This window comes from Streptomyces sp. NBC_00887 (assembly GCF_045207585.1).
Genome location: NZ_CP108790.1, coordinates 42,456 through 65,439 on the forward strand (window position 1 = coordinate 42,456; position 22,984 = coordinate 65,439).

A 22,984-nucleotide genomic window follows, 5' to 3' on the forward strand; every position below is an offset into this window, starting at 1 on the left:
GCAGTGAGAGTGACCTCGCCTGCCGGGGTGATGCCCGTGGACCTCTCGGTCCGCGTGGTCACCTCTACCCAGAATAAGCGCCCCGCGTCGCGGAACGCCACCATCTGAGTAGCCCACCTGGTCACATCTGCTGGTCACGGCTCCCCTACAAGGGGAGATCACCGCATGCACCGCCCGTACTGCCCGCGCCGCCGGCCTCCAGCCGCGGCTCGACGAACTTTTTCCGGCCGGGCTGTCACACCGGCGTCCGAGCCGACACCTGTAGCGGGCGTAACCACTACCACCCTGGCCGACAACGCCGCGCTTACGCCCGACGCCCTCCTGCTCACCCAGCACTTGATCGCTGGCGTTCCGGGCGGTGAGCTGTGACTGACGAATTCGGCAACAGCTTCCTGGAGCGTGCTTGGGAGGCGCCGGAGGAGGTGGTTCTGCGCCGTGAGCTGGTCCGGACTCCGGGACTTCAGCCCGAGGATCTCGGCGTATTGGCGGAGCTTCTACTGCGCGATCCCAGGCTGCCCTCAACGATGGAAGCCATCCGCGGCGACCTCCAGGCGCGCGGCTGGAAGATGGGCAAAGACCGGTACAAAACGATCACTGCGCGGCTGACGCGAGCAGGTCATCTTTCCCGCGTCCCCGCCTATGACTCGACCACTGAACGCCCCACTTGGGTCACCCGCGTCTACCGGAACCCGGCGAACAACGAGCAGTACGTCGATCTGGGCATCACCGCATCTATGCAGGTCAACGCCGAACTGCGGGAAACCCGCGATTCGGAGTGCCAGCCGCCCGCCGAATCGCGGGAAACCCGCGTTTCGCCTGGTCAGAGCCGGAATGCGGAAAATCCGCAGTCCGGACCCGAACTGCGGAAAACCCGCAGTCCGGAAACCCGCGTTTCGCCTGGTCAGAGCCGGAATGCGGAAAACCCGCAGTCCGGGGCCCACCCCCCACACCCCCCGGAGGAGGTAACTACCTCCTCCCCCAACCCCCTCGCGGACACCAGCGGCCACACGTCGTTGCCGTCACCGAGGGAGGAGGCGGAGGCTGGCTACGCCGAAGAAGACCTTCAAGCCGCAGCTGACGTCTTGCAGCTGCTGCCGGATCCCTGGACCCAGGGCAAGCTCAACGCGTCCAAGCTGGCCCCAAAGCTCCTTGGCGTGATGGCGGAGCAGGGTTGGCCCGGCATCCACTCGGTCGACCGGGCTCTGCTCACGCGGCAGCTGACGAAGAACCCGCACAAGATCACCAACCCGTACCGGCTGCTGGCGGGCGACCGGATTCCGAACTTGCCCCGCTACGCGGTCGTGGCCACGACTCCGGCACCCGGCTCGACTGCGGACGGTATGTGTCCCAAGCACCCGAAGTACCGCGCGGGAAGCCGCTGCATCCCCTGCGTCACGGCCTGACACACAAAGGCGGGCCGGACCGTTCCCGCGGTCCGACCCGCACCCCTGCCCGAAGAGCCCGAACAGGAGACCACCAGTGTCCAGCACCCAGAACCTGCCCGGACAGCACCCCGCCGCCCGCCTCGATGAATCCCGCAGGGACACCGAGCCGGAACCAGGATTCCTGCGCATGCCGCCGCAGAACATGGAGGCCGAACAGGCCACGATCGGCACCCTGATGAGCACCATGGGCGCCGCTCAGCGCTACTTCGCGGAGATCCTGGAGACGGGCATTGTCGCGGAGGAGTACTACAAGCCGGCCCACGCGATGATCCACCGCGCGATCTGCGACCTGCGCCAGGCCGGCGAGGCCGTCGATGTCGTCACCGTCGCCGCAGAACTCGTCCAGCGCGGCGAGCTGACCAAGGTTGGCGGAGCCGCCTACCTGCACTCCTGCATCCAGGCTGTCCCCACGATCGCGAATGGGCCCCGTTACGCGGAGATCGTCCGAGCCAAGGCCTACCGCCGGGCGGCGATCGAATCTGCCCAGAAGATCCTTCAGTACGCCTACAGCGAGGAAGGCGATGAAGTCGACGTGCGCGGCCTGGTCGAGAAGGAGCTGACCGCCATCGTGGCCGGCACGCCCGGCCTCAGTGCGGCCCCTCCGGTGGTTGACGACATCTACCTCGACTACGTGGACGAACTGGAAGAGATCCAGAAAGGACGGCAGATCGGCCTCTCCTACGGCCTGGCCGATCTGGACACAATCACCTCGGGCATGCGCCCAGGGAACGTCACGGTCATCGCTGCCCAGTCCGGTGTGGGCAAGTCGACGCTTGCCCTGAACGCCGCTACTGCGGCAGCCAAGGCCGGGGCCCGGGTGATGTTCTCCTCGCTGGAGATGAGCAGCACTGAGCTGCTGCAGAAGATCGTCGCGGCCGAGGGAATGATCCCCATGCACCACCTGACCCGGCAGGGCGGCCTGACGCCCGATGGGTGGAAGGAGGTGGAACGCCTTGGCCGGGAGCTGTTCAAGACGTTGCCGTTGCGGATCCACCGCCCCGACCATGCCGCCCTTCGCGACATCGAGTCCGCTGCCCGCGCCTGCGTACGCAAGGACGGCCTCGACGTCCTGGTCGTCGACTACCTCCAGCTCGTTGAGGTCGAGCAGACCCGCAACATCACCCGCGAACAGGCCGTCGCCGCCGTCTCGCGCGGTCTGAAGAACCTGTCGGTCGACCTGGAGTGCCACGTCATCGCCCTTTCCCAGCTCAACGACGACGGCATGGTCCGAGAGTCACGGGCCATCAAGAACGATGCGTCGGTGGTGATCAAGGTGGAACGTCCGGACGTGGATGAACCTGAATCGCCGCGAGCCGGTGAGGTCGATCTCGTGATCGAGAAGAACCGGTTCGGGCCTCGGGCAACGGTCTCCGCCGCCGCTCAGCTCCACTACAGCCGCTTCATCGACATGCAGTCGGCCTGAGCGTGCCATCCGCTGACCGCTCCACAAGGCCCTTGAAGGGCCCTCTCGCTGACGATCTTCACCCTGCGGCCCCCGCCGACGTCAGCTGGAACCGGAGACAGCCAGAAGCTGTGGCCAGCCTGCCGGCGTCGGCTGGCCGACTCCGTTGCGGCGTCACGACTGGCGAAAACCACCCGATCCGAAAGCCGGAGCGGCCAGGCCCGTAATCACGAGAAGGGCTCTCCGGTCGCACGGTCGCCCAGTAGCGTAATGGCGAATGACTCCCGCAGAGAGCGGAGTTGCGCGTTGGCGTTCATGGTGTGGCACGAAGCGTGGGGAAGCGTCGACTCGACACTCCCCGATCTTGGTTGCGGCAAGTCCTGGGACACTGTGCACCAAGCCCGCCCGAGGGCTCCTCTTACCTGCCGTGAGTGCCAGCACACTATGACCCCCGTGCGCTCTCCGCGTGGCCTGCGCTTCTTTCGCCATGGGCCGCGGGCCCCTCAGTGCGCTTTGGCGAGGGGCGAGTCCATTGAGCATCACATGCTCAAGCTTGAGCTTGCCCAGGCGGCCCGCGCTGCAGGATTCCATGCCGAGTATGAAGTTGCCGCTTCAGACCGTTCCTGGCGTGCTGACGTCATGGCGACCAGTGCTGACGGCACACGACGCATTGCCCTCGAAGCACAGCTCTCACCAATCACTCCCGAAAGCATCCAGGCACGCACGGACCGGTACGAGCGAGACGGTGTCGCCGTTTGCTGGTTCGGGGTGGCGCCTAGCTTGTGGGCTGGACGTGTTCCCTCACTGTTGATCAGCCCTCCTTCTGACGCCGGGAGGGGCCATTGGACCGTGAGCGCCGGGATCGCACGCATGCTGGCGATACATGAAGGTTCGTCGTTTCAGCAATGGGTTTCGGTCGAAGACGTGAATCTTACGGACGCCGTGGCATGGATTTTGAACGGAAGGATGGGGGCGCATCGGCCCCTATCTAAGGCTAAGTCGGTGCATGACAGTGATGGCCGGCTCTGGCCAGCAGAGTGGGTCGGATCAGCCGGGGAGCCTTGGCTCGTATGGTGGACAGCCCCGCAGTACATGGATATCGACCGCAAGCAGGATGATGACCATCGCGAGCAGGCCCGTATTGCGAAGATTCGCGCCTATGATCCCCGAGCGGCATTCCGCGCTCGGACAGGGATTGAGGACATATCTGGTGTCGAAGACCTGATACTGAAGCAGTTCAACAACAATGCCACACGCTCACGAAATAGCTTTAATATCCGAGTGCACCCAGACTACTTAGACGGACTGGCTTTTTTTGGCTACCGCTGGGACAGCGGACTTGGAAATATTCGGGACAGAGAACCCTTTGTCGTGGTGTGCCCCGACATTCTTGGTAGCCAAAGATGGGTCCACGATATCCCAGTCGCATTTCCTGTCGCCTACCACGAGCGGCTGGCAGGGGTGAAAAATGTGTGGCTATTCGATCTTGATAAAGGGGTCGTATTTCCAGCTGAGCCCAAGGAGTCTGCCGTTTCCGCCGCACTAGCTAGTTGGCAATCCTTGAAAAATACCTGACCCAGGACACCTCGGGAGGGTCTGTGCACTCCCCGTGAGCGGCCGTCGGCCCTCGGCCTCCCGCGTCCAGGGCCCCTCGCGTTCGGCCCGCGGGTCGCCGTACGGCGACCCGCGGCCCGTGGGGGACGGCGGAAGACGCCAACCGGATCCGCCCATCTCTTCGGCAGCCTGCTCTCGCACCCCTCCCCGCGCCATGGCCAAGACGTCGGGCCCGTCGGCCGGCGCCCATAGGGTCGGGCCATGGAGAACTCGACCGGCCACCCACGCCATGACCACTTACAGCCCCAACCCAGCGAAGCCGCATGGGAGGGGACGGAGGTCACCTCGCGGTACGCCACGGAGGCAGAGTTGGAGGCCCTGGGGTACAAGGGCGCCGTCATCGTCATGCAGATCATCCGGACCACGTTCAGGGCCGACGGCACGCCCATCGGTAAGACCCTGACCATCCAGGGTGGAAGCACAACCCTCGTGGTGCACCAGGACCCCGGAAGTGTGCACGACGACGACGCCCACCCGGCCCCCGATGAGCCAGCGGTGCCGACACCCCGGGGATTCGCCCGCCGGACTGTGCGGACGTACCTCGTCGGAGTGGAGGGCTCCCCGAAGACGAAGATCGGGCGAACCACCGGCACCCTCAAGTCCCGGATGTCCCAGCTCCAGACCAGCCACCACGCCAGGCTCCTTCCGCTCCTGGATGTGGAAGGCGACTACGAAGGCGCGCTGCACGATCGGTTCGCGGACTACCGGGTGCGCGGGGAGTGGTTCGACCTGACACCTCTCGGAGATCCCGCCACGGTCGTCATAGACGCGCTGGCGGAGCTGGGACTGGATATCCGGACTAGCCACCGGGCGGGGTAGAGCGGACCGGCGCCCCAGCTCCCAGGGCCCAGGCGCTTTTCAGCGTCGCAGGACTCAGCGAGAACAGTGCGTGCAAACGCGAGTGCCGGCGAAGAGTTGCGGTGTCCTGGACAGCTTCTGTCGGCGGAAGAACCTGTAGCCCGGTCGATCAGTTACTCCTGTGCCGCCAACGACTGAGCGGCCGCTGATCATTGCCAGGAGGCACAGGTGGCACCGGAGGATTTCCTCGCCGTAGCCGAGCAGCATGCCGAAGCCGGTCGGTTTTCTGCGGCTGTGGCTTACGCCAGCATCGCCACTGCCCGGGCGGCCGTTGTGACGGCCGCCCGGCAGGCGGATCCGATCTATCCCGGGGACCACCAGCCTCTGCCGGCAGACTGGTGCGGGAAGTGTCACAGCCCCGGCAGGCGCCGGATTGACCAGAAGGACTGCCCGCGGTGCAGCTCACAGGTCCTTCGTGCCCGTCTCTGCCGTTACTGCGGGGTCTACCTCGAGAAGCGCTTGGACGCCCACGGTTCAGAGGAATCGTGGGCCTGGCGCGATGAACGCAACAGTCTCAACTGTCCGAAGGCACCGGACCCGTCAGTGCCTTCCCCGGCTCCTGTGGGAGAGGAACACGATGTCAACCCGGACCATGTGTGGGCCCTCTTCTTCCAGGAGTGGAAGGACCACCGCGCTCTCGCCGAGCCGGCTTCCGCAGCCGAGCTCCTGGCGACCTCAGTACTCATGCCGTATGTACCTCGGACCCGGTTCGGGGAGCGGCCGCACGCGGAACATCTGGAGGCGTGGCTCGCTGAGAGGGCGACCAAGCCTCATGGACTGCTGCAACTGGCAGAGGAGGCGGCGCCCGAGAGCCCGTCCGTACGAGCATGGCGCCTGACCTCTCTCTGACTCCGAAAGCACGGACTGGCCAGCGCCCATCGTCGTCCCCTCCCCGCCGTGTCCTGCATCAGCAGACCTCGTTGTCGTGATGCAGGCACAACAGCGAGCCGGGAGCGGGAGCGCACCCCATGTCCATGCACCTCCACCGCTCGAACCAGACGAAGATCCTGCGGCGCTACGGGGCCTCCCTGTGTAAGTACTGCGGCACACCGGTCGAGTGGTTCCAGCGTTACGACGCCCTGCGGATTCCGCTGACCAACGAGTTCCCCAGCAGCCGCGTCCCAGCGAATCTGCGCTGGCACATCAACCGCGGCGTGGCCTATCCGGGCACTGATGCCTCCAACGGGTACTGCCGGATCCCACACCCCGCCATCTGCCCCGCAGCCGACCATCCCGACCTCCCGCCCAGCGTCCAGGACCTCGTCCGCCGTCTCGGAGTGCGAATGCGTGCGGCGATCGAGCGCGGCGAGTTCGTTCCCTTCGTCGAGCCGGCAGAGCCGGTAGCGGAGGAAGAGGTCGAGAGCCCAGGCCCCGAGGAGGCGCGCGAGGTGCGCCACGTGGTCGGCTACCACAGCTTGCTGCGGATCGGCCCGTGCGCGATCGAGGACCTGCAGTGCATTGCCCGGGACGAGCCGACTGGGCAGCGGTGCGAGCAGGGCGTCGCCGACCTGAGCGAAGGACGCTGGGAACGGGTCGACATTAACCAGGATCAGGCCGCCGGCCGCCTGGGCCAGATGGTCCTTGAGCTCACCGGCGGCAGCATCTGGGTATGGCACCTGCCTGACTTCAACATCTCCCTCCGCTGGTGGAACCAGCGCTGCCACGACCACTTCAACTCCCCCCAGCCAGACCACACCGAGAACGAGTTCGTGCCGTTCCACCCGCTGCGACACGACGCCTTCGTCCTGACCGAGCGGCCCACCGGCTACGACCTGACCGCCCAGGACACTCCCCTCGTCATTCATGAGGGGCCGGGTGAACGCACGAAATGCGCGGGCGCTTCATGCACGAACACCTCTGTCCTGACACTGGAGGAGGGATGGCTGTGCTGGCAATGCGAAAAACTGCTCCGCCGCCGCCGCGCGGTTCACCGGCGTTGGGGGCAGTCGACCGAGGCACCCTGACGTCTGCCGAGCACACTTCGCGATCCTCTGCGCATCCAGCGGACCTGGCATCACGCTACGGACAGGCAGACGTAGGCTTCTGAACGCCGTGCAGTGATACGACTACAGTGAGCTATGTGAGTGATCTTTCTGAGTCGCAGTCGCCTGTAGATGCTCTCTCCCGGCTTATCCCGACCGTGATCGCGGAGCCTGAAGCCGATCCGGAACTTGTCAGCATCGGAGAGCGGTACTGGGCCCTGGCCGGCTTCGCTGCCGAAGTTTTCACACCCGTGTGGTGCGAGAAAGCCAAGGACATCGACACGCAGGGCTGGGGCCACCAGATCTACGTTGTTGCCGCAGCAGGCGTCCGTGCGGTCGTCCCCGACCGGCAGTGCCCCCACTGCGAAGGGCCTCTCAGCCTTACGTCCCGTACCGCCTTTCAGCAGATCTGCGAAGGTGACACCCCCGTATGCGTGGACTGCAACGACTCCCTGATTGCCGCACTACGTCTTGTCCGGGACCCCGCGCGTAAGGCAAAGCGGGATGCCGCCAAGCAGAGGAATCAGCAACAGCAGGCTCTCGCCGAGGCGCAGACCCGATGGCACCGGCTCCAGCAGGAGAAGGTCGCAGCAAGGTACGCGACCTCGTTTCCGTCGGAAGCGGCTCCACCCTCCGCTGCTGGCGTCAGAGACGTACTCAGCGTGCTGGCGATGCTCCGGTACGCACCTTCCACCGCGCCCATGACCAGCCCGACTCAGTGGCCGGAGCCGCTTCATCCGAACACTGACGAGACGTTCTCCTTGCTCGGAGCTGCTGTGCGATCCGGGCTCCTGCGGATCCACCCGACGAGTCCTGTCCGGGCGTTCGAATGGACCCCCCCGACGTTCGAGGACGCCTTGCGCGAAGCCGAGGGGCAGATCGAGGCGCTCCCAGACCCTGAATTCACCGGCGACTTCTACCCGCTCAGGGCGAGCTACTACGCCCCGTACGGGCCGAGCGCGGGTAAGGCCGTCGAGCAGCTTGATGCTCGTCTGACCGGAGCTCTCGATCTGGCCCGGATGACCGCGGGACAACACGACGACGTACTTGCCCTCGCTCAAGAACTCATCGCGGGAGAGAGCCTTCGGTACTTCGCGGACCGCCTGGAGACGATCAAGCTTCCCGAAGTGCCCGACAACCACCGAGCCCGGCTCGCCGAGGCGGCCCGCAAAGTCGCCGCCCACAGACCGATCGGGGAGATCTACAACCTCGTGTGGCGTGCCACCCGCGCCGCGGCCGAAGCTGCGCAGGCGAACCCGCACGCGCAGCGCGCGAATATGAGTACCTACGCTGTCAACCGGTTCGAGAGTGATGCTCAGCGAGCGGCAGCCGACCCCGGCTGGGAGCTCAAGCTGTTCAGCGCCATCCCAGGCCACGGTCCGGCGGCCATGACGCGCACCTTGTTCTATAACGTCCTGGACAGCAACCCGATCGAGCTGAGCGTTCCTCAGATCAGGGCGAGCCTGCCCGAGCCGGCCGACCCAGCCGAGACGTCTGACGTGTCTGATGACTCGGATTTCGCTGACGATCTGGACCAGAGCTTGGCCTGGCTTCACTCGCGCCCGCACGCATGGGACCCCCGCTGCGTTCCGGCAGTGCTAGGTGCGCTCGCCGAAGAGGACCCGAGCTCTTCTCCCGTCTGGAACTTCGACGGCAAGGTCATTGCGCGGGCAGCCGCAAAACTTCACAGCCTCTACGGGCGGCTTGCGCCTGTAATCGGCGAGAGGGAAGCCGCTCTCTCCGTCCTGGCGGCCACCGAGCTTCTCCTCCACCCGGTGACGGCCGATGGCGAAGCGCAAGTGAGCGGCGAGGCGATCCGCGATGTACTCGACGCGGCGCTCTACGCCCCAGCTCCAGAAGCACCGCAGCAAGATGACATTGAGGACGGAGAGGAAGCCGCTGAACCCGATGAGGTGTCAGCAGGCGACGGAGAGCCAAGCGCGGCCTCGACATAATCGCTTACGCATTCGATTAGTTGGCTTGGCTGCTTAACGCCGTGTTCGTTGTCAGTGGTCAGATCTACTATTTCCGGTTATGGCGAATGGTGTGTTCCATACCGGATACCGCATCACGGTAGAGCTGACTCAACCGGACCTTGGCCATCCTGACCGGCCGGAGCTGCTAGCCGAGATCACCCAGCCGATCGACAAGCGCGAGCGCGAACTCCTGCAGTGCCTCGAGCACCATGAGCGAGGTGTGTGCCAGGCCGAGGAGGACGACCGCTCTCCCTGGATGGCGATCCGCCGCAGAACCATCGACGGCACCACCACCTTGGTCGCCGCGCACCTCCCGGTCCGGCATCACCCCACGGCGGAGGAGAGCGACAAGCACAAAGCCATGAAGGAACGGATCGTCAAAGCCGCGGAACGCCGCGGACTTTCGGCCCGGCCCGAGGCACGCACCTCCGACGGCAAGGTATGCAGCGACGTCCTGGTCACCGGCCCAGCCGGCCCGATCGGCTGGGAGGCCCAGTACTCGCCCATCACAGCCGGCACCATCCGACGCCGTTCCCAGGCCGCCGCTGACCACGGCATTCTCCCGTTATGGGTCACCAACAGCCAGCGGGCCGCACTCATCGACCGGGCACCCTGGGCCCGGGTCGACGACCTGCCCTGGCAGATGATCGCCTCCTCCCGGAGCATGCTGGTCCGGGCCGGAGTACGCCATCTTCAGCGCTGGAAGTGCATGCCCCACAGCGAGCGGCCCTGCCCCGTCAAAGGCAGCGCCTGCGGACGCCTCCACGCCCAGTGGGACCTGCCCGCCCTCTGCATCCCGGAACAGCCCCACACCCAGGTCGACCACCTGGTCGCCTCCACCGCCAATGGCGAGCACGTGCCGATGCGGATCCCCAGCCAACGCGACCCACGCAGCGTCTCCCGCATGTGGGTCCCAGCCGAAGACCGCACCGAATGGCAGAACATCGTCGGACCCGAGGAAGAGCTTCCCTCCGACGAAACCCCGCCCGACAGTGAACTCGTCTTCACCGAAGCCCCCCTGGACAGCACCTGCCGCTACGGCGAAGAAACCATGGTCTTCAACGACCGCCGCACCCGCCGCGACACCACCGACGCCACCGGCCTCCACACCTTCGACCACGTCCCTCAACGCCTCCTGCGCACCCCCCACCAGATCCATTGCCTCGACATCACCACCCCGCAGCGCCAAGCCGCCGCCGCCCTCCACGGCTGCCAACCCTGGGACATCGGCCCCTGCGCCGGCTGCGGCACACCCATCCACCGCTACGGCTCGGGCTCCGCACACGCCTGCCCCGCCTGCCGCCACCGCTGGGGACGACGTCGGTAGCGACCGGGCGCGCGCAGACCTTGTTCGAAATCTGGCGCGTGAAGAATCGGTGCCTCAGGACACCGGGACGAACCCCAGTGCGTAAGTGCGAATTACGGATCCGGACTTGTCAGTTCCCTCTGCCACGATCCTGCCGACGCAGCTATCGGGCTGCGGGCATCGCGTACGGCTGGAATTCCTGGAGGTCTCGTTGGCAGCCATTACCCCCACACGTGAGCAGGAGAACGCGATCAAAGCGTTCGCCTCGGGCCAGCGACTCGTGCTCCAGGCCGGCGCGGGGACAGGGAAGACCTCAACGCTGGAACTCCTGGCGTCATCCGACACCGACCGGCGCGGGATGTACATCGCCTTCAACCGCTCGGTCAAAGAAGCCGCGAAGCACCGCTTCCCGCCACGCGTGCAGTGCGCCACCGGCCACGGTCTCGCTTACGCCGCTGTCGGCCACCGCTACCAGCACCGCTTCGGCGGCGCCCGCGTTCCCGCCTGGAAATCCGCGGACACGCTCGGACTCCACACCAGCCTCACGGTCAAGCAGCGGACCTTCGAGCGCACCAACCTCGCCTACATCACCAAGCAGACCATCCTGGTCTACTGCCACTCAGCAGACCGAGAACTAAGCGTGCATCACGTTCCACTGCAGCCTGGCGGCGAGGACCCCGACATCCACCGCGTCCTGGCCGCCACCGTCCTGCCCTACGCCCAACGCGCCTGGGAAGACGTCAGCCGCCCCGACGGCGACAAACTCCGCGTCGAGCACGACCACTACCTCAAGGTCTGGCAGCTCACCGATCCCCACATCAACAAGCAGTACATCCTTCTCGACGAGGCACAGGACACCAACCCCGCGCTCGAGTACGTCCTCAACCTCCAGCGCCCCCACGCCCAGATCGTCCTCGTCGGAGACAGCGCCCAGCAGATCTACACCTGGCGCGGAGCCCGCGACATCATGACCGGCTCCGACGGCACCCACCTGCCCCTGTCCCAGTCCTTCCGCTTCGGCCCCGCACTCGCAGCCGAAGCAAACCGATGGCTCCACATCGCCCGCACCCCTCTGCGCCTGACCGGGCACACCGGCACCCCCACCCGCCTGGAAGCCGCTGACCACCCCAACGCTGTCCTGTGCCGGACCAACGGCGGCGCCATGGCGGAAGTGATGTACCACCTCAAGCACGACCGGCGGGTAGCCATGGTGGGAGGCGGCAGTGTCCTGCGCAACCTCGCCCTGGCCGCCAAGGACCTCAAGGCCGGCAACGGCACCCGCCACCCCGAGCTCTACCTGTTCAAGACCTGGGGCGAAGTCCAGGACTACGCAGAAAACGACCCAGCCGGAGCCGACCTCCACCCCTGGGTCGACCTCATCGACGACATCGGGACCACAGCCGCCCTCGAGGCCGTCGACCGCCTCGGCTCCGAAGAGACCAGTGACGTCACCATCTCCACCGTCCACAAAGCCAAGGGACGCGAATGGCCCGTCGTCCGCATCGGCGAGGACTTCACCGAACGCGAACCCGAACCCGACGCCAACGGGAAACCCGGCCGGATCCCGCGCAACGAAGCACGCCTGGCCTACGTGGCCATCACCCGCGCCCGCCACCAGCTCGACATCGGCGGACTTGCCTGGTTTGACGCCCATCCCCAAGCCAACCCCCAGCGCCCCGACGCATCACCCCACATCTCGGTCAACCCCTGGGACAGGCTGGGGCCGTCCGACCACGGGTGACACAGCCGAACGCCAGCCTCGGCAGTTTCAGCACCCGCTGGGGCTGCCCTCACATGCGCGCGGCGCAGAAGTCTGCGTGTGCCACGCCACTGCGCCGCACGTCCGGTTACGGGTTGCGGTAGCGGTCGTGAAGAATCCTGACTGTGTCGGCCCAGGCACTGTCGGCCCGCTGGGGCAGGTGGTAGCCAGCGTGGTCGGCCAGCCCGCGATAGAGGGAGTGCATGCCCCCTTCCTCAGTGGTGATCAGGGCGGTGAGCAGGGCCGGCTGCTCGGGTCTCGCACTGCGGGTGCGAGCGATCGGCTTGACGCGTCGAAGCACGTGTACCTGATCGGACTCAGGTAGCTCATCCAGCCCTTTGACCTGGGTGCACAGGCTGGTGAAGGTCACGGTCTTCCCCAACCGAGCTGCGTGCTCCAGGACGTCGCGGACGGCGTCGGCAAGGCTGGCCGGGTCGTAGGGCTCGGATCGGGTCGGCGCAGCAGGGGTAATGGGCCAGGGTCGGTCATGCACCGGCGTCCGAGGGGCACGCGGTACAGGCGTGGAGATCGTCGGAGCTGTCTGCCATTTCTGCACCTGTGAGCGCTGGTCGGCGGTGAGCCAATCGGAAGCCTGCTGCGCTGCCTGCTCAAGCTGGCGACGCTGGCGGGACGTGATAGCCCGAATCCCGCGGTCCTTCTGCTGTGTGAAGCTGCCCAACAGCCGCGTGACCTTCTCCAGGGCCTTGCGCTCCTGAAAGGACGGTTCGCGCTGTGTTGGCAAGCTAACGGCTCGCTCCAGCCGTAGCAGCACATCGACAGCTGCTCTGATCAGTCCGTTCTCCTCAGCGGTGGCCCCGCCGTGCGTCACCTCTTCCGCCCGGTTCAACCAGCGACGGATCTCTGTGCGGCTACGCCCATCGTCGACCGCCTTGCCGAGAGCCGTGATGACGGCCGCGCGGTCATCCGCCGTGCTGCCGGGCGTCTCGTCGCCGACGGTCCGTACGGTGGGCCGAGCCGGCGACGGCACGGCCTTGGCCGGCCTCGCCCCGATGGGCTGCCGCGTGGCACGCAATCTGCGGATTTCCTCGACGGCAGGGGTGCTGAGCCCCGAGCCAGTCAACTCCACCTCATGCAGGTCGAACCATTCGGTGGGGCTGCCGTGCCGTTCGGTACCAACCTGGATCCGCCGGCGAGTGCCCTCGGGAATGAGCTGGATTCGATTGACGTATCCCTGTCGCAGCAGCACGTCCGGGTCAGACGCCACCTCGGGGCCGAGCACGAGCTGAGAGGGATCCCCCGTTCCTGCCGCAGGCTCGCCAGGCGGCTCGGAGAGCAGGATGCGTACAGTGCTGCGCCCGGCGGGGGTGAAGAGCACCTCTCCGCCGATGAAACCGTCCGCATCACGCGGGATGGCTGCCGTGGCAGTGATCTCCTGTTCATCCAGCCATGTCATCAGCCCGTGCTTGATGTAGAGGTGGTCCGCGCTGGAGACTCCTGCTGCCTTCCGGGTACAGGCGGAGGTGTGCTCGGGGTCTGGGACGTGAGCGAAGTGACATGCGCGGTCGGTGTACAGCTTGGTGGTGAGCTGGTGTCCGCAACCACCCAGCCACATGCCGCACCAGTAGGTCTCTTCGGCGTGGCGTGCTCTGAAGGTGTCGAGCTCAATCGCTTCCATAGGAAGCACCACAGGAAGTTCGGAATCGGCGTGGCCGATCACGGCGGTCTGTACTCGGCGTCTGTCCAGAGCCATACAACCTCCAGCCCGGTTGGCGCCCGGCCACACTGCCGGTCGCCTAACTGAGTGACGATATCTCCCACCTACGACAACGCCGGGGCCACGGAGGCACCCTGCCTGCGTACAGCGGCCTCCCGTCGACCTGACCCCAGTGGAGCCGAAGTGCCAGCGGGCCCTGGTCGGTCGCAGCCCTGAACCTCCGCGGCGTCTGGGATCGTGCGATCGACGCTTGGACCGACGATGTCCAGGAGCTCGACGTCATCTGGATCGGATCAACAAACACCTCACCATCGGCTACAACGGGTACAACAACGTCTCCTCCATCGGCTACGACGGGTACAACAACGTCTCCTCCATCGGCTGAGCCGCCTGACGTGAGCCGCGGACAGCGGCTTGGTGCGGAAGCGCTGCTCGCCTGGTGAACACTGCCGAGCAAGTAGCAAGCCTGCCCTGGCTCGGACGGCGTACAGCAAAGCTTGCTTGTATTGGCAGCTTGCTTAACTGAAGAAACTCGGTAAGTAGAGTTAACTTGCCTAGAATCTCTACTTGCCTGACCAAGGAGAGTCGGCGATCTAAGCAATTCGTTACGTTGTGTAGTTTTTGGAGTGAGTATGGATTCGAAGAGTAACGAAGAGGTTAGCTCGCCGGGGAGGCTCTTCGATTCAGGCTTGGAGCGGCTGCGCGGGCTGTTCGGCGAAGGCTGGGCGGTCGAGGCAGTTCCTGGCTTTCAGCAGGACCCTGCCGACTGGTACTCGGACCGCATGATCGAGATTCGTTCCACCGACATGGGCCACACCGCCAGATATGTGGTGGACCTGAAGTCCTCGCTCACGCCCCGCACGGTCGATACCGAACTTCTCAGCAAGCTACGCCTGGTCCGTCAGGTGAACTCGTTCACCTCGCTGCTGGTCATGGCTCCCTGGATCTCCCCCAAAACCCAGGATCTCCTGCGCATCCACGGCATCAGCTACGTGGACCTGACCCGCAACATCTGGATCCGGGCGGACCGGCCGGCCATCTTCATTTACACCGAGGGCCAGAGCCGGGCCCCACGCAGCGCCTCTCAGCCCTCGTCAGCAGTGACCTTGTCGGGCTCGAAGGTAGATCGCCTGGTACGCATCCTGGCCGACGTGAGGCCGCCCTACCGGGCCAGTGACCTCGCAGCGGCAACCAAACTCAGCCTGGCCTACGTCTCCCGGCTTCTGGGCACCCTCGAGGACCAGCTTCTGATCCAGCGCGAGGGCCGCACCATCCACTCGGTGAACTGGCAAGGCTTGCTGCGCGCCCGGGCAGAGCACTCCAACTTGCTCAACCTGAACCCCTACAGCGGCTTCATGGCCCCCAACGGTATTGACTACCTGCTCCGCCAGATGCGGGACGACTTCACCTCCCGCAGCCTCTTTGCCATCACCGGGTCCTATGCTGCGCGCGAGGTGGCTCCGCTGTCCGTTGGCGGACAGCTCATGATCTACATCCGTCCCGACCATTTCTCCGACGAACTCGTTGACCACCTCGGGCTTCTCGAGGTGAAGCAGCAGGCAGACGTGCTCTTCCTCGACGCCCATGACCCGGTGGTCTTCAAGCAATCCCGCATCGTTGGCGGTCTGCCCCATGTAGCGCTCAGTCAGCTGGCCCTCGACTGTCTCAGCGGCCCAGGGCGACTGCCGGCCGAAGGCGAAGCTGTCTTGGAAAGAATGTCCGCCCACGAGCAGTGGAGGAACTTGGACATTCACACGATCAAGGAATGGTGGGCCGCCTAAGCTCATCGGTTCCAGGGCGGTTGAGCGATGGTGGGGAGACAACGTGGCCAGGGTTCCTGAAAATGTGGATGCTCAGCAACTCCATGTTGCCGCGCGCCGCGTCCTTCTGGACGGCCTGACGGCCCTCAGCGATCAGCTCGACGCCCTGACAGTCGTCGGCGCGCAGGCCGTCTACCTGCGCACGCCCGAGGCGGCCCTGCGGACCTCCTTCACGTCAGACGGAGACATCAGCATCGACCCCGACCGCCTGCAGAATGTTCCGCTCCTCGACCAAGCGCTCCTGGAGGCAGGCTTCGAGCTGCTCCGCGACAATCAGCCTGGCTTGTGGATGCGAACTCAGCGGATCGGTGGCCAAGAGGTTCCGATCGAGTTCGACCTGCTCATGGCCAAAGGGCTAGCCCCTAAGGTCGGCAAGCGCAGCGTCAAGATCCCTCCGCACGGCGTGATGTCAGCTCGATGGGTTCCAGGACTGGAAGTTGCCGCAGTCGACCGCTCACCCATGACCATTACCAGCCTCGAGGCGGCCGACGCTCGAACGATCAGCGTCAACGTCGCCGGCCCCGCTGCTCTCCTCGTGGCCAAAGCTTTCAAGATCAACGACCGTCTGAAACAAGCAGATGCCCGCCCCGAACGCCTTACCCACAAGGACGCCGGCGACGTCCTGCGCATCATCCGCGCCATCCCCGTAGCTCAGGTCACCGCCTCCTTCGCCAAATTGCGGGAGGATCCCCGAGTCGGCGAGATCACCCGAGAAGGCCTGCAACTCCTCAAAGATCTCTTCGGGGGGCCCACCACACCTGGCGTTGGCATGGCAGTGCAAGCCCTGAGCGGCGACCTGCCTGAAGCCACGGTCCGAGCCCTCGCACCGGCCTACGTCTCCCGCTTGATGTGACGCTGGCACCGATGCTTGTGGTCCCCGCTGGAGGTCCACGTGTGCTCAGCTTGGCGTTTGCCCCTCGGTGCCCGGCGAAGGTTCGCTTTCGGCGACGAAAGCGACTTGGGCGGTCCATGACCAGGGCTCCCGGGGCGGATCCCAACTCACCTCGACGGCGGTGTCGTGGAAGTCGCGCGCGAGGCCCGTTACCATCAGCGCCACGGCAGCCCGCGCGTCTTGTGGGTCCATGTTGATCGGCACCTCCAGACGCCCGCAGAGCATCCCGCCTTCCCTGGTGAGGATGCTGGTGCGCCAACCCTCGGGGGTCGCCAACAGGACGATTCCCTTCGGAACGCCCCAGGCGGGCTGCGGCTTCTTCTCCATCTTGCTCACCATGCCGCTATCCAACATCGCCGCGTTCGTGGCGATGAGCTGGGGTGGAGGATCCACTGCCACGGCGCGGTTGGGTCCCTGGCCTGTGACGAGCGGGGCGGCGTATGCCTCGCCGGCGGCGAGGGTACGTTTGCGTAGCGGGTGGGGGCCGCCGGTTCTTTGAGCCCAGCGGGTGGCCGGGGCCAGGTGGCGTGGGTTTTAGTGGCGCTGCTGGGCGTACCTGTCTTCGCGCGAAGGTTCCTGAACCGCGGCAGACCCGGGCTTGGGGTGAGTCTGTTTGGTCGCTGGCCGTTCCCGCGGTCGACGCAGATCGCGCGTGAGGTGGCCGAACGAGGCGGAGACGGGGGCCGCTAGGACGAGCCAGGTCCATCGGTCAGCGGAGTCCCGCAGCTTTGGCCGGGTTCAGCCGAGCGTCTGCTTGAGCAGCCGGGCCTGCCCTGCACTGGGGGCGTACCGTCGCCTTCAGTGACTCGGCCCCGAGGTTCGGCCATCCTTGTCTTGTCCCGCGGGGCTGCGTCGTTGATGCTGATATCGAGTCCCCGGAAGTAAGGAATCCTCGAAGCAATACGGGGCGGTCACCCCGGTTAGACGCTGGAGAACCCCTACTTCTAGGGAAAGTGGCCAGCAACATAGCCACTTTCCCTAGAAGTAGGGTTTATTCGAGACCTCAAGACGGTTACCTAGTCAGAGCTGACATGGCTTTGGAATGGTCTCGCTCAGCACGGGTCTCTCCGAGGGTTGGTCCCCTTGGTACGCCCAGCTCTCAGAGCATCATGACGGCTGCACCCCTCGGGTGTGGCCGTCATGCATTTTCCGGTCTAGGTGCGCTCTCACGCCCGTCCGCACGCCCGCCAGGCCGACTGTCCACCTTGGACCGCTGAAGGGCATCCTCGCGGCCCGCCGCGTTGCTGCGCAACCGCTACGGGTTGCCGCACGAAAAGGGAATCTGACCCTCCGCCATATCGGCTGGTCGATCAGAAATCTACCCGCACGTACGTTTGTTGGTGGGGTCGCTCGTATGGCGTAGGGTTCTTGGTTAACCGGATACAGGCCACTAACCACGGTCTGTGCGTCACCGGCGAGACCATTCCAAAATCGCGGCCGAGTTTCGACATCACCAGATGTCGATGACGAGACTCGGCCGCCCGTACCCGTAGGGGTATCCGTGTCCGAGGGAATCCTCGCGGCCGTACTGATCTTCGCGATCGTCGTCGCCGCAGCCTGCTACGCCATCCTCCACCTGAAGAACAACCCCGCCCGCGTGGGCGCCGTCATCGTGGCGCTCGCCGTACTCGTGGGTGCCCTGGTGCCCGTGGTTCGCCTGCTCACCGAGCCGTCGCCCCCCGCACCGACCCAGGTCATCGCCCCGGCTGCTTCCCTTCCGCCGGGTGAACCCGACTCGGCGGCCGTAGGGGACGGGAAGTAACCGCCGTGACTGCGTACGAAGCCGAGCAGGAATCGCCATGGTTCACCGCCCCGAGCGGGAGCAGCGAGAACTTCCTGGCGAGCACGTCGCTCCCGCAGGCCGCAAGCTGGCTTGTCCGAGCAGGACGTGTCGTGCGTCGCCAGCGCGGCACGATGCTCTCCTACGGGCACGAATGGGTGCACATCGTCGATGAAGGCTGTGTCATGGAGACCACCCCTCACGGAACCCAGCGAATCTGGTCCGCTGGAGCCGTCATCGGCGACCTCACCTCCGTGACACGTCCCCACGAGCACCCACGGAAGTCTGCCGCCGGGGCTCGTGTCGAACTCCTCGCTGACAGCACCCTGATCAGCGTGACCGCCAGGACGCTCAACCAGGCCCTGGCTGAGGAACCCCACCTGGCGCTCCTGTTCTTGCAGCTCGCCAACGACCGCGCCGCACTGCTGGAATCGGTGTACTCGACCAACAACGTCACCTCCACCGCCCGCGTTGCCAAGCTCCTCGACTACCTTGCCGAGGGCGGCGAAGAGCGAAGCTGGAAGTACACCCGCCGTAGCCTCAAGCTCATTCCCGCCGGTATGTACGTCGTCGACGGACCTAGCCAGGGCGACATCGCCAATGCCCTGGGGCTGAGCCGCGCGACGGTCGAGAAGGCGCTAGGGAAACTGCGGGAGGAGGGCACGGTGAAGGCGCCGGAGCGCGGCACACGAACCAACCGCTTCTACGAGATCGAAGACATCCGCAGGCTTCGCACGATCGCACGAGGTTTCTGACGCGCCACGCTGGTGCCCGCCTTCTCACCCCAGCTCGGAAGGTGGGCACCAGCACGACGGACTACCGCCGTCAGGACATCAGGCTCGTTTCGCCACCACTCGCTCCGCTCCCGCCCGACGCGCCGATCCTCGAGGACTGGCCCCACGGCTCCGGTCTCCGAATGTGCCTGCCGACCTTTCCGGCGTCGGCATCAACTACCACTGGGCCCGCGCAGATCCGCGATGATCTCGCCCCGTATCACCAGCTGCTCCTGTCGAACAGCCAGGGGCGGTGTTCTCCGGCGACTCGGTGATCTTCGCCGGAGCGGTGTTCTCTGGGAGCGTGGTGCACTTCGACGGTGCGGTGTTCTCCGGCCGCGGGATGTACTTCAGCGGTGCGTTGTTCTCCGGGGGCACTGTGTACTTCTTGAGCGCGGGGTTCTCCGGCAGCAGGGTGAGTTTCAATGGAGCGGTGTTCTCCGGTGGCACGGTGAACTTCGACAACGCGGTGTTCTCCGGCGGAACGGTGGACTTCGGCAACGCAACGGGCCCGGCTCCCCGGGGGCTTCTCGCTGCCATCGGCACGCCTGGTACTTCGGCGGTCACTCTTCCTTACTCTTGGTAGTTCCCGTTCTTAAGGAGGCGTCGATCCGATCGAGCCAGGGGGCGGAAACGGTCGATGATCGGCCAATCGTGCGGGCTGCAACCGTTGACTACCGAGCCCTGTCTCCATCGTCATGACAGCCAAGCGAAGGCCGCGGTCCTTCCCGAACGAACAGAAGCTGCGGCTGATGAAGCCGAGGTGGGCGTTCGGCCTCACGTTCGTCGCCGCAATTCTGGCTGCGGGCGGCACCTTCTACGGCCTGGTGGTGCTACTCGACTTCAAGGAGATCGACTCCACCGCAAAGCTTGATGCGAAGACGCTCTTCGATCTGGTGAAACTCTCCTTCGGGGTCGTCGCCGGGGCCGGCGCGCTCGTCGCCCTGGTCGTCGCCTACCGACGCCAGCGCGTCGACGAGACTGGCGCCCACCGCGAAGCCACCCGCCTCCACACCGAACGCTTCTCCCAAGCCGTCGACAAACTCGGCTCCGACGCACCCGCCGTCCGGCTCGGCGGCGTCCACGCCCTGGCCGGCCTCGCCGACGACGCCCCCACTCAAGACCTACGCCAGACCTGCATCGACGTCCTCTGCGCCTACCTTCAGCTGCCGTTCACACCCGACCCCGGCGAAGACCCGACCCATCAGGAGGAACGCCACCGCTACCTGGCTTTCCGCAAGGTCCGGCATACCGTCCTGCGCCTCATAGGTGACCACTATCGACGTCCTCAGGGAACCCACCGTTCCTGGCAGGGCTCTGACCTTGACCTCGCCGACGTCACCATCGACGGCAGTATTGACTTCCGCCACGCGACGTTCTCCGACGGCACGGTGGACTTCAGCTCCGCGACGTTCTCGGGCGGCAGGGTGGACTTCAGCTCCTCGGTGGGATCCGCTCCCCGAGGACTTCTCGCTGCCGTCGGCACGCCCGTTGCTGCGACGGTCGTCCTAGATTCCGCTTGGGTGCCCCCAGTTCCATAACCCCACGGGGGGCGTAATCGGTCGTCAATCGCATGCCCAACGGGGCGGCTGCAACCGCTGGCCTCGGCACCTTGTCCTTCTCGTCATGACAGCCAACCGAAGGCCACGATCCGCTCCGAATGATCGGGGACCGCGGTTGAGTATCCGCAAGGCCCTGACCCTCGCCTTCGTCGCCGCGGCCCTTGTTGCGGGCGGCGTCTTCTACGGCCTGGTGGTGCTGCTGGACTTCAAAGAGATTGAATCCACCACCCAGCTCGACGCCACCACGCTCTTCGACCTGATGAAGCTCTCCTTCGGGGTGGTTGCCGGGGCCGGCGCGCTCGTCGCTCTGGTCGTTGCCTACCGGCGTCAACGCGTCGACGAGGTCGGCGCTCACCGCGAAGCCACCCGACTACACACCGAGCGCTTCTCCCAAGCCGTCGACAAGCTCGGATCCGACTCACCCGCAGTCCGGCTCGGAGGCGTTCACGCCCTGGCTGGCCTTGCCGATGACGCCCCCACACAGGACCTGCGTCAGACCTGTATCGACGTCCTGTGCGCCTACCTGCGGCTGCCATTCCCTGCCGATCCCGGCGATCTGTCTGACCCCTTGCCCGACGGCACCTCACCCACTGCGGAACGTCGCGACGCGCACCAAGACAAGAAGGACCGGTACCGCGCACTTCGCGAGGTCCGGCATACGATCTTGCGCCTCATCGGTGACCACTACCGCATCCCCAAGGATGCTGGCCGCTCGTGGCAGGGCTGCAATCTCGATCTCACTGGGGTCACCATCGACGGAAGAATGGACTTCAACGGCGCGGTCTTCTCTGGTGGCACGGTGTCCTTTGACAACGCACGGTTCTCCGGTGGCACGGTGTCCTTCCAGAGCGCGAGGTTCTCCGGCAGCGATGTGTCCTTCATGGGCGCGACGTTCGCTGGCAGCCATGTGTACTTCACCGGCGCGACGTTCGCCGGTGGCACGGTGCCCTTCTCTGGCGTGGTGACCTTCATGGCCGCGATGTTCTCCTGCGGCGAGGTGTCCTTCACCAGCGTGACGTTCTCCAGCGGCTTGGTGTCCTTCGTCGGCGCGAGGTTCTCCGGCTGTGAGGTGTCCTTCGTCGGCGCGAAGTCCACTGGCGGCACAGTGTCCTTCATGGGCGCGATGGGGCCGGTGCCCAGTACGGGCTTCCAATGATCCTGAGGAGGCTTAATCGGTCGTCTACGCCCCCGTCGGTGAACCAAGGGGCTTCCGTTGGAACTCCGAGGCCGATCCAATGCGGGGCGCTGCGGCTTTGCGCCTCCCCTTTAAGCCGGAGGCTGCCGCCCAGCAGCACGTCGCCTCTCAGGTTGCGCTGTGCTCCAGGGCGCTGGCGACGTCGCCGGCAAGTCCGTAGCCGGGGCTGTCGTCCAGGAGTTCCTTGCGTTGGTTGTAGCGCTGCGTGGTGCGGGAGTCTTTATGATCGGCCCAGTGCTGCACCTTGTCCGGACGAGCGTCCTTCTTGCTCAGGGCGTGCGTGATGGCGTCGACCTTGGTGCCGTGCGGTCCCCGCAGCGGGAGCCCGGCGCGCTTGGCGAGCGACTGGAGCAGGCGCCACACGGCCGGTTCGTCGAGCTGGCCGCCGCTGGCCGTACAGAACAGCCACCCCGTGGTGCGGCCTTCGAGGTAATCCTGGAGGGCATCCCAGGCGACCGGCGGAATGGGCTTCTTCTTCCTGCCGCCGCCCTTGACCTGCTCCAGGTGCAGCACCCGGTGCCCCTTGTCGTACCCGAGGTCTTCGACGCGGGCGTTGAGCAGCGAGTTGATGCGCAGGCAGCAGGTGTAGAGGACGAGCAGCATGGCGTACGTGCGCTTGCGGTACGCCGCGACGCGGTGCTGGTCGCGGGCGACGGTCAGGAACCGGGCCCACTCCTCTTCCGTGTAGCCAGGGGTGGGGGAGTAGTCCGGGTCGACGTAGGGCCGCTGCACGGCGTCGAAGGGGTTCTTCACCCCGTCGTCGCTGACCTTCTTCCACCGAGCCGCGTTCTCCGCCTCCAGCGGGGTTGGCGGCTGGGCCGGTTCCTGCGTCCGGCGTCCCCGTGGACGGCTTGCTCCTGCTGCCCGGACCCAGTTCCGCAGGGTCTCCGGATTGATCCCCAGATCGGCGGCGACCGACCTGGTCGTCGCTACGGGCCATGACTC

Annotated in this window: 20 protein-coding genes and 1 pseudogene; 17 read left to right on the plus strand and 4 right to left on the minus strand. The window is 65.8% G+C overall.

Annotated features, from left to right (window positions below; all coding sequences use genetic code 11):
* The first annotated feature begins 365 nt into the window (after window positions 1-365).
* The 9 genes from OG844_RS46510 (at window position 366) to OG844_RS46550 (ending at window position 12,324) form a co-directional block, all read left to right on the plus strand.
* Window positions 366-1,403, plus strand: coding sequence for a hypothetical protein (locus OG844_RS46510; RefSeq protein ID WP_331734763.1), 1,038 nt, complete (start codon window positions 366-368; stop codon window positions 1,401-1,403).
* Between the two features lie 76 nt (window positions 1,404-1,479).
* The gene (locus OG844_RS46515) at window positions 1,480-2,868 is read left to right on the plus strand and encodes a DnaB-like helicase C-terminal domain-containing protein (RefSeq protein WP_331734765.1); all 1,389 of its coding nucleotides are present in this window, start codon (window positions 1,480-1,482) and stop codon (window positions 2,866-2,868) included.
* A 423-nt stretch (window positions 2,869-3,291) separates the two neighbouring features.
* The gene (locus OG844_RS46520; protein ID WP_331734767.1) at window positions 3,292-4,422 is read left to right on the plus strand and encodes a competence protein CoiA family protein; all 1,131 of its coding nucleotides are present in this window, start codon (window positions 3,292-3,294) and stop codon (window positions 4,420-4,422) included.
* Between the two features lie 240 nt (window positions 4,423-4,662).
* Entirely contained in the window at window positions 4,663-5,280 is a 618-nt protein-coding gene (locus tag OG844_RS46525) for a GIY-YIG nuclease family protein (protein ID WP_331734769.1), read from the plus strand.
* Window positions 5,281-5,880: 600 nt separating this feature from the next.
* Complete coding sequence (locus OG844_RS46530; protein WP_406396501.1) at window positions 5,881-6,168, plus strand: hypothetical protein; 288 nt, start codon at window positions 5,881-5,883, stop codon at window positions 6,166-6,168.
* Between the two features lie 125 nt (window positions 6,169-6,293).
* Window positions 6,294-7,283, plus strand: a complete 990-nt coding sequence (locus tag OG844_RS46535; protein ID WP_406396503.1) for a DUF6083 domain-containing protein — start codon at window positions 6,294-6,296, stop codon at window positions 7,281-7,283.
* 116 nt (window positions 7,284-7,399) lie between these two features.
* Window positions 7,400-9,256, plus strand: coding sequence for a hypothetical protein (locus OG844_RS46540; protein ID WP_406396505.1), 1,857 nt, complete (start codon window positions 7,400-7,402; stop codon window positions 9,254-9,256).
* Between the two features lie 79 nt (window positions 9,257-9,335).
* Window positions 9,336-10,604 (plus strand): hypothetical protein, encoded by a 1,269-nt coding sequence (locus OG844_RS46545; RefSeq protein WP_331734780.1) that lies wholly within the window; start codon window positions 9,336-9,338, stop codon window positions 10,602-10,604.
* 190 nt (window positions 10,605-10,794) lie between these two features.
* Window positions 10,795-12,324: a UvrD-helicase domain-containing protein gene (locus OG844_RS46550; RefSeq protein WP_406396507.1), complete on the plus strand. Its 1,530-nt coding sequence runs from the start codon at window positions 10,795-10,797 to the stop codon at window positions 12,322-12,324.
* A 106-nt stretch (window positions 12,325-12,430) separates the two neighbouring features.
* Here OG844_RS46550 and OG844_RS46555 read toward each other — a convergent pair whose 3' ends face one another.
* Entirely contained in the window at window positions 12,431-13,978 is a 1,548-nt protein-coding gene (locus tag OG844_RS46555) for a competence protein CoiA family protein (protein ID WP_331734786.1), read from the minus strand.
* A gap of 289 nt (window positions 13,979-14,267) precedes the next feature.
* Between OG844_RS46555 and OG844_RS46560 the strand changes: the two genes are divergently transcribed.
* The 3 genes from OG844_RS46560 to OG844_RS46570 all read left to right on the plus strand — a co-directional run bounded on the left by OG844_RS46560 (window position 14,268) and on the right by OG844_RS46570 (window position 16,690).
* Entirely contained in the window at window positions 14,268-14,402 is a 135-nt protein-coding gene (locus OG844_RS46560) for a hypothetical protein (protein ID WP_406396509.1), read from the plus strand.
* 247 nt (window positions 14,403-14,649) lie between these two features.
* A complete protein-coding gene (locus OG844_RS46565; RefSeq protein WP_331734790.1) occupies window positions 14,650-15,798 on the plus strand; it encodes a hypothetical protein in 1,149 nt (382 codons plus the stop codon).
* A gap of 43 nt (window positions 15,799-15,841) precedes the next feature.
* Complete coding sequence (locus OG844_RS46570) at window positions 15,842-16,690, plus strand: hypothetical protein (protein ID WP_331734794.1); 849 nt, start codon at window positions 15,842-15,844, stop codon at window positions 16,688-16,690.
* Between the two features lie 45 nt (window positions 16,691-16,735).
* Here OG844_RS46570 and OG844_RS46575 read toward each other — a convergent pair whose 3' ends face one another.
* Complete coding sequence (locus tag OG844_RS46575) at window positions 16,736-17,068, minus strand: hypothetical protein (RefSeq protein ID WP_406396511.1); 333 nt, start codon at window positions 17,066-17,068, stop codon at window positions 16,736-16,738.
* Between the two features lie 1,162 nt (window positions 17,069-18,230).
* Here OG844_RS46575 and OG844_RS46580 point away from each other — a divergent pair.
* The 5 genes from OG844_RS46580 to OG844_RS46600 all read left to right on the plus strand — a co-directional run bounded on the left by OG844_RS46580 (window position 18,231) and on the right by OG844_RS46600 (window position 22,000).
* Window positions 18,231-18,491, plus strand: a complete 261-nt coding sequence (locus OG844_RS46580) for a hypothetical protein (protein ID WP_331734800.1) — start codon at window positions 18,231-18,233, stop codon at window positions 18,489-18,491.
* A 5-nt stretch (window positions 18,492-18,496) separates the two neighbouring features.
* Window positions 18,497-19,264 carry a Crp/Fnr family transcriptional regulator gene (locus OG844_RS46585; protein ID WP_331734804.1) on the plus strand — a complete coding sequence of 256 codons (768 nt, stop codon included), beginning with the start codon at window positions 18,497-18,499 and terminating at the stop codon, window positions 19,262-19,264.
* 271 nt (window positions 19,265-19,535) lie between these two features.
* Entirely contained in the window at window positions 19,536-19,868 is a 333-nt protein-coding gene (locus OG844_RS46590; protein ID WP_331734807.1) for a hypothetical protein, read from the plus strand.
* A 112-nt stretch (window positions 19,869-19,980) separates the two neighbouring features.
* Window positions 19,981-20,823: a pentapeptide repeat-containing protein gene (locus OG844_RS46595; protein ID WP_406396512.1), complete on the plus strand. Its 843-nt coding sequence runs from the start codon at window positions 19,981-19,983 to the stop codon at window positions 20,821-20,823.
* A gap of 136 nt (window positions 20,824-20,959) precedes the next feature.
* Entirely contained in the window at window positions 20,960-22,000 is a 1,041-nt protein-coding gene (locus OG844_RS46600; protein WP_331734813.1) for a pentapeptide repeat-containing protein, read from the plus strand.
* Between the two features lie 147 nt (window positions 22,001-22,147).
* Here the strand turns inward: OG844_RS46600 and OG844_RS46605 are convergent, their stop codons facing one another.
* Window positions 22,148-22,792, minus strand: coding sequence for a tyrosine-type recombinase/integrase (locus OG844_RS46605; protein ID WP_331734816.1), 645 nt, complete (start codon window positions 22,790-22,792; stop codon window positions 22,148-22,150).
* Window positions 22,793-22,834: 42 nt separating this feature from the next.
* Window positions 22,835-22,957, minus strand: a pseudogene (locus OG844_RS46610) (transposase); the annotation flags it as partial.
* Between the last annotated feature and the right edge of the window lie 27 nt (window positions 22,958-22,984).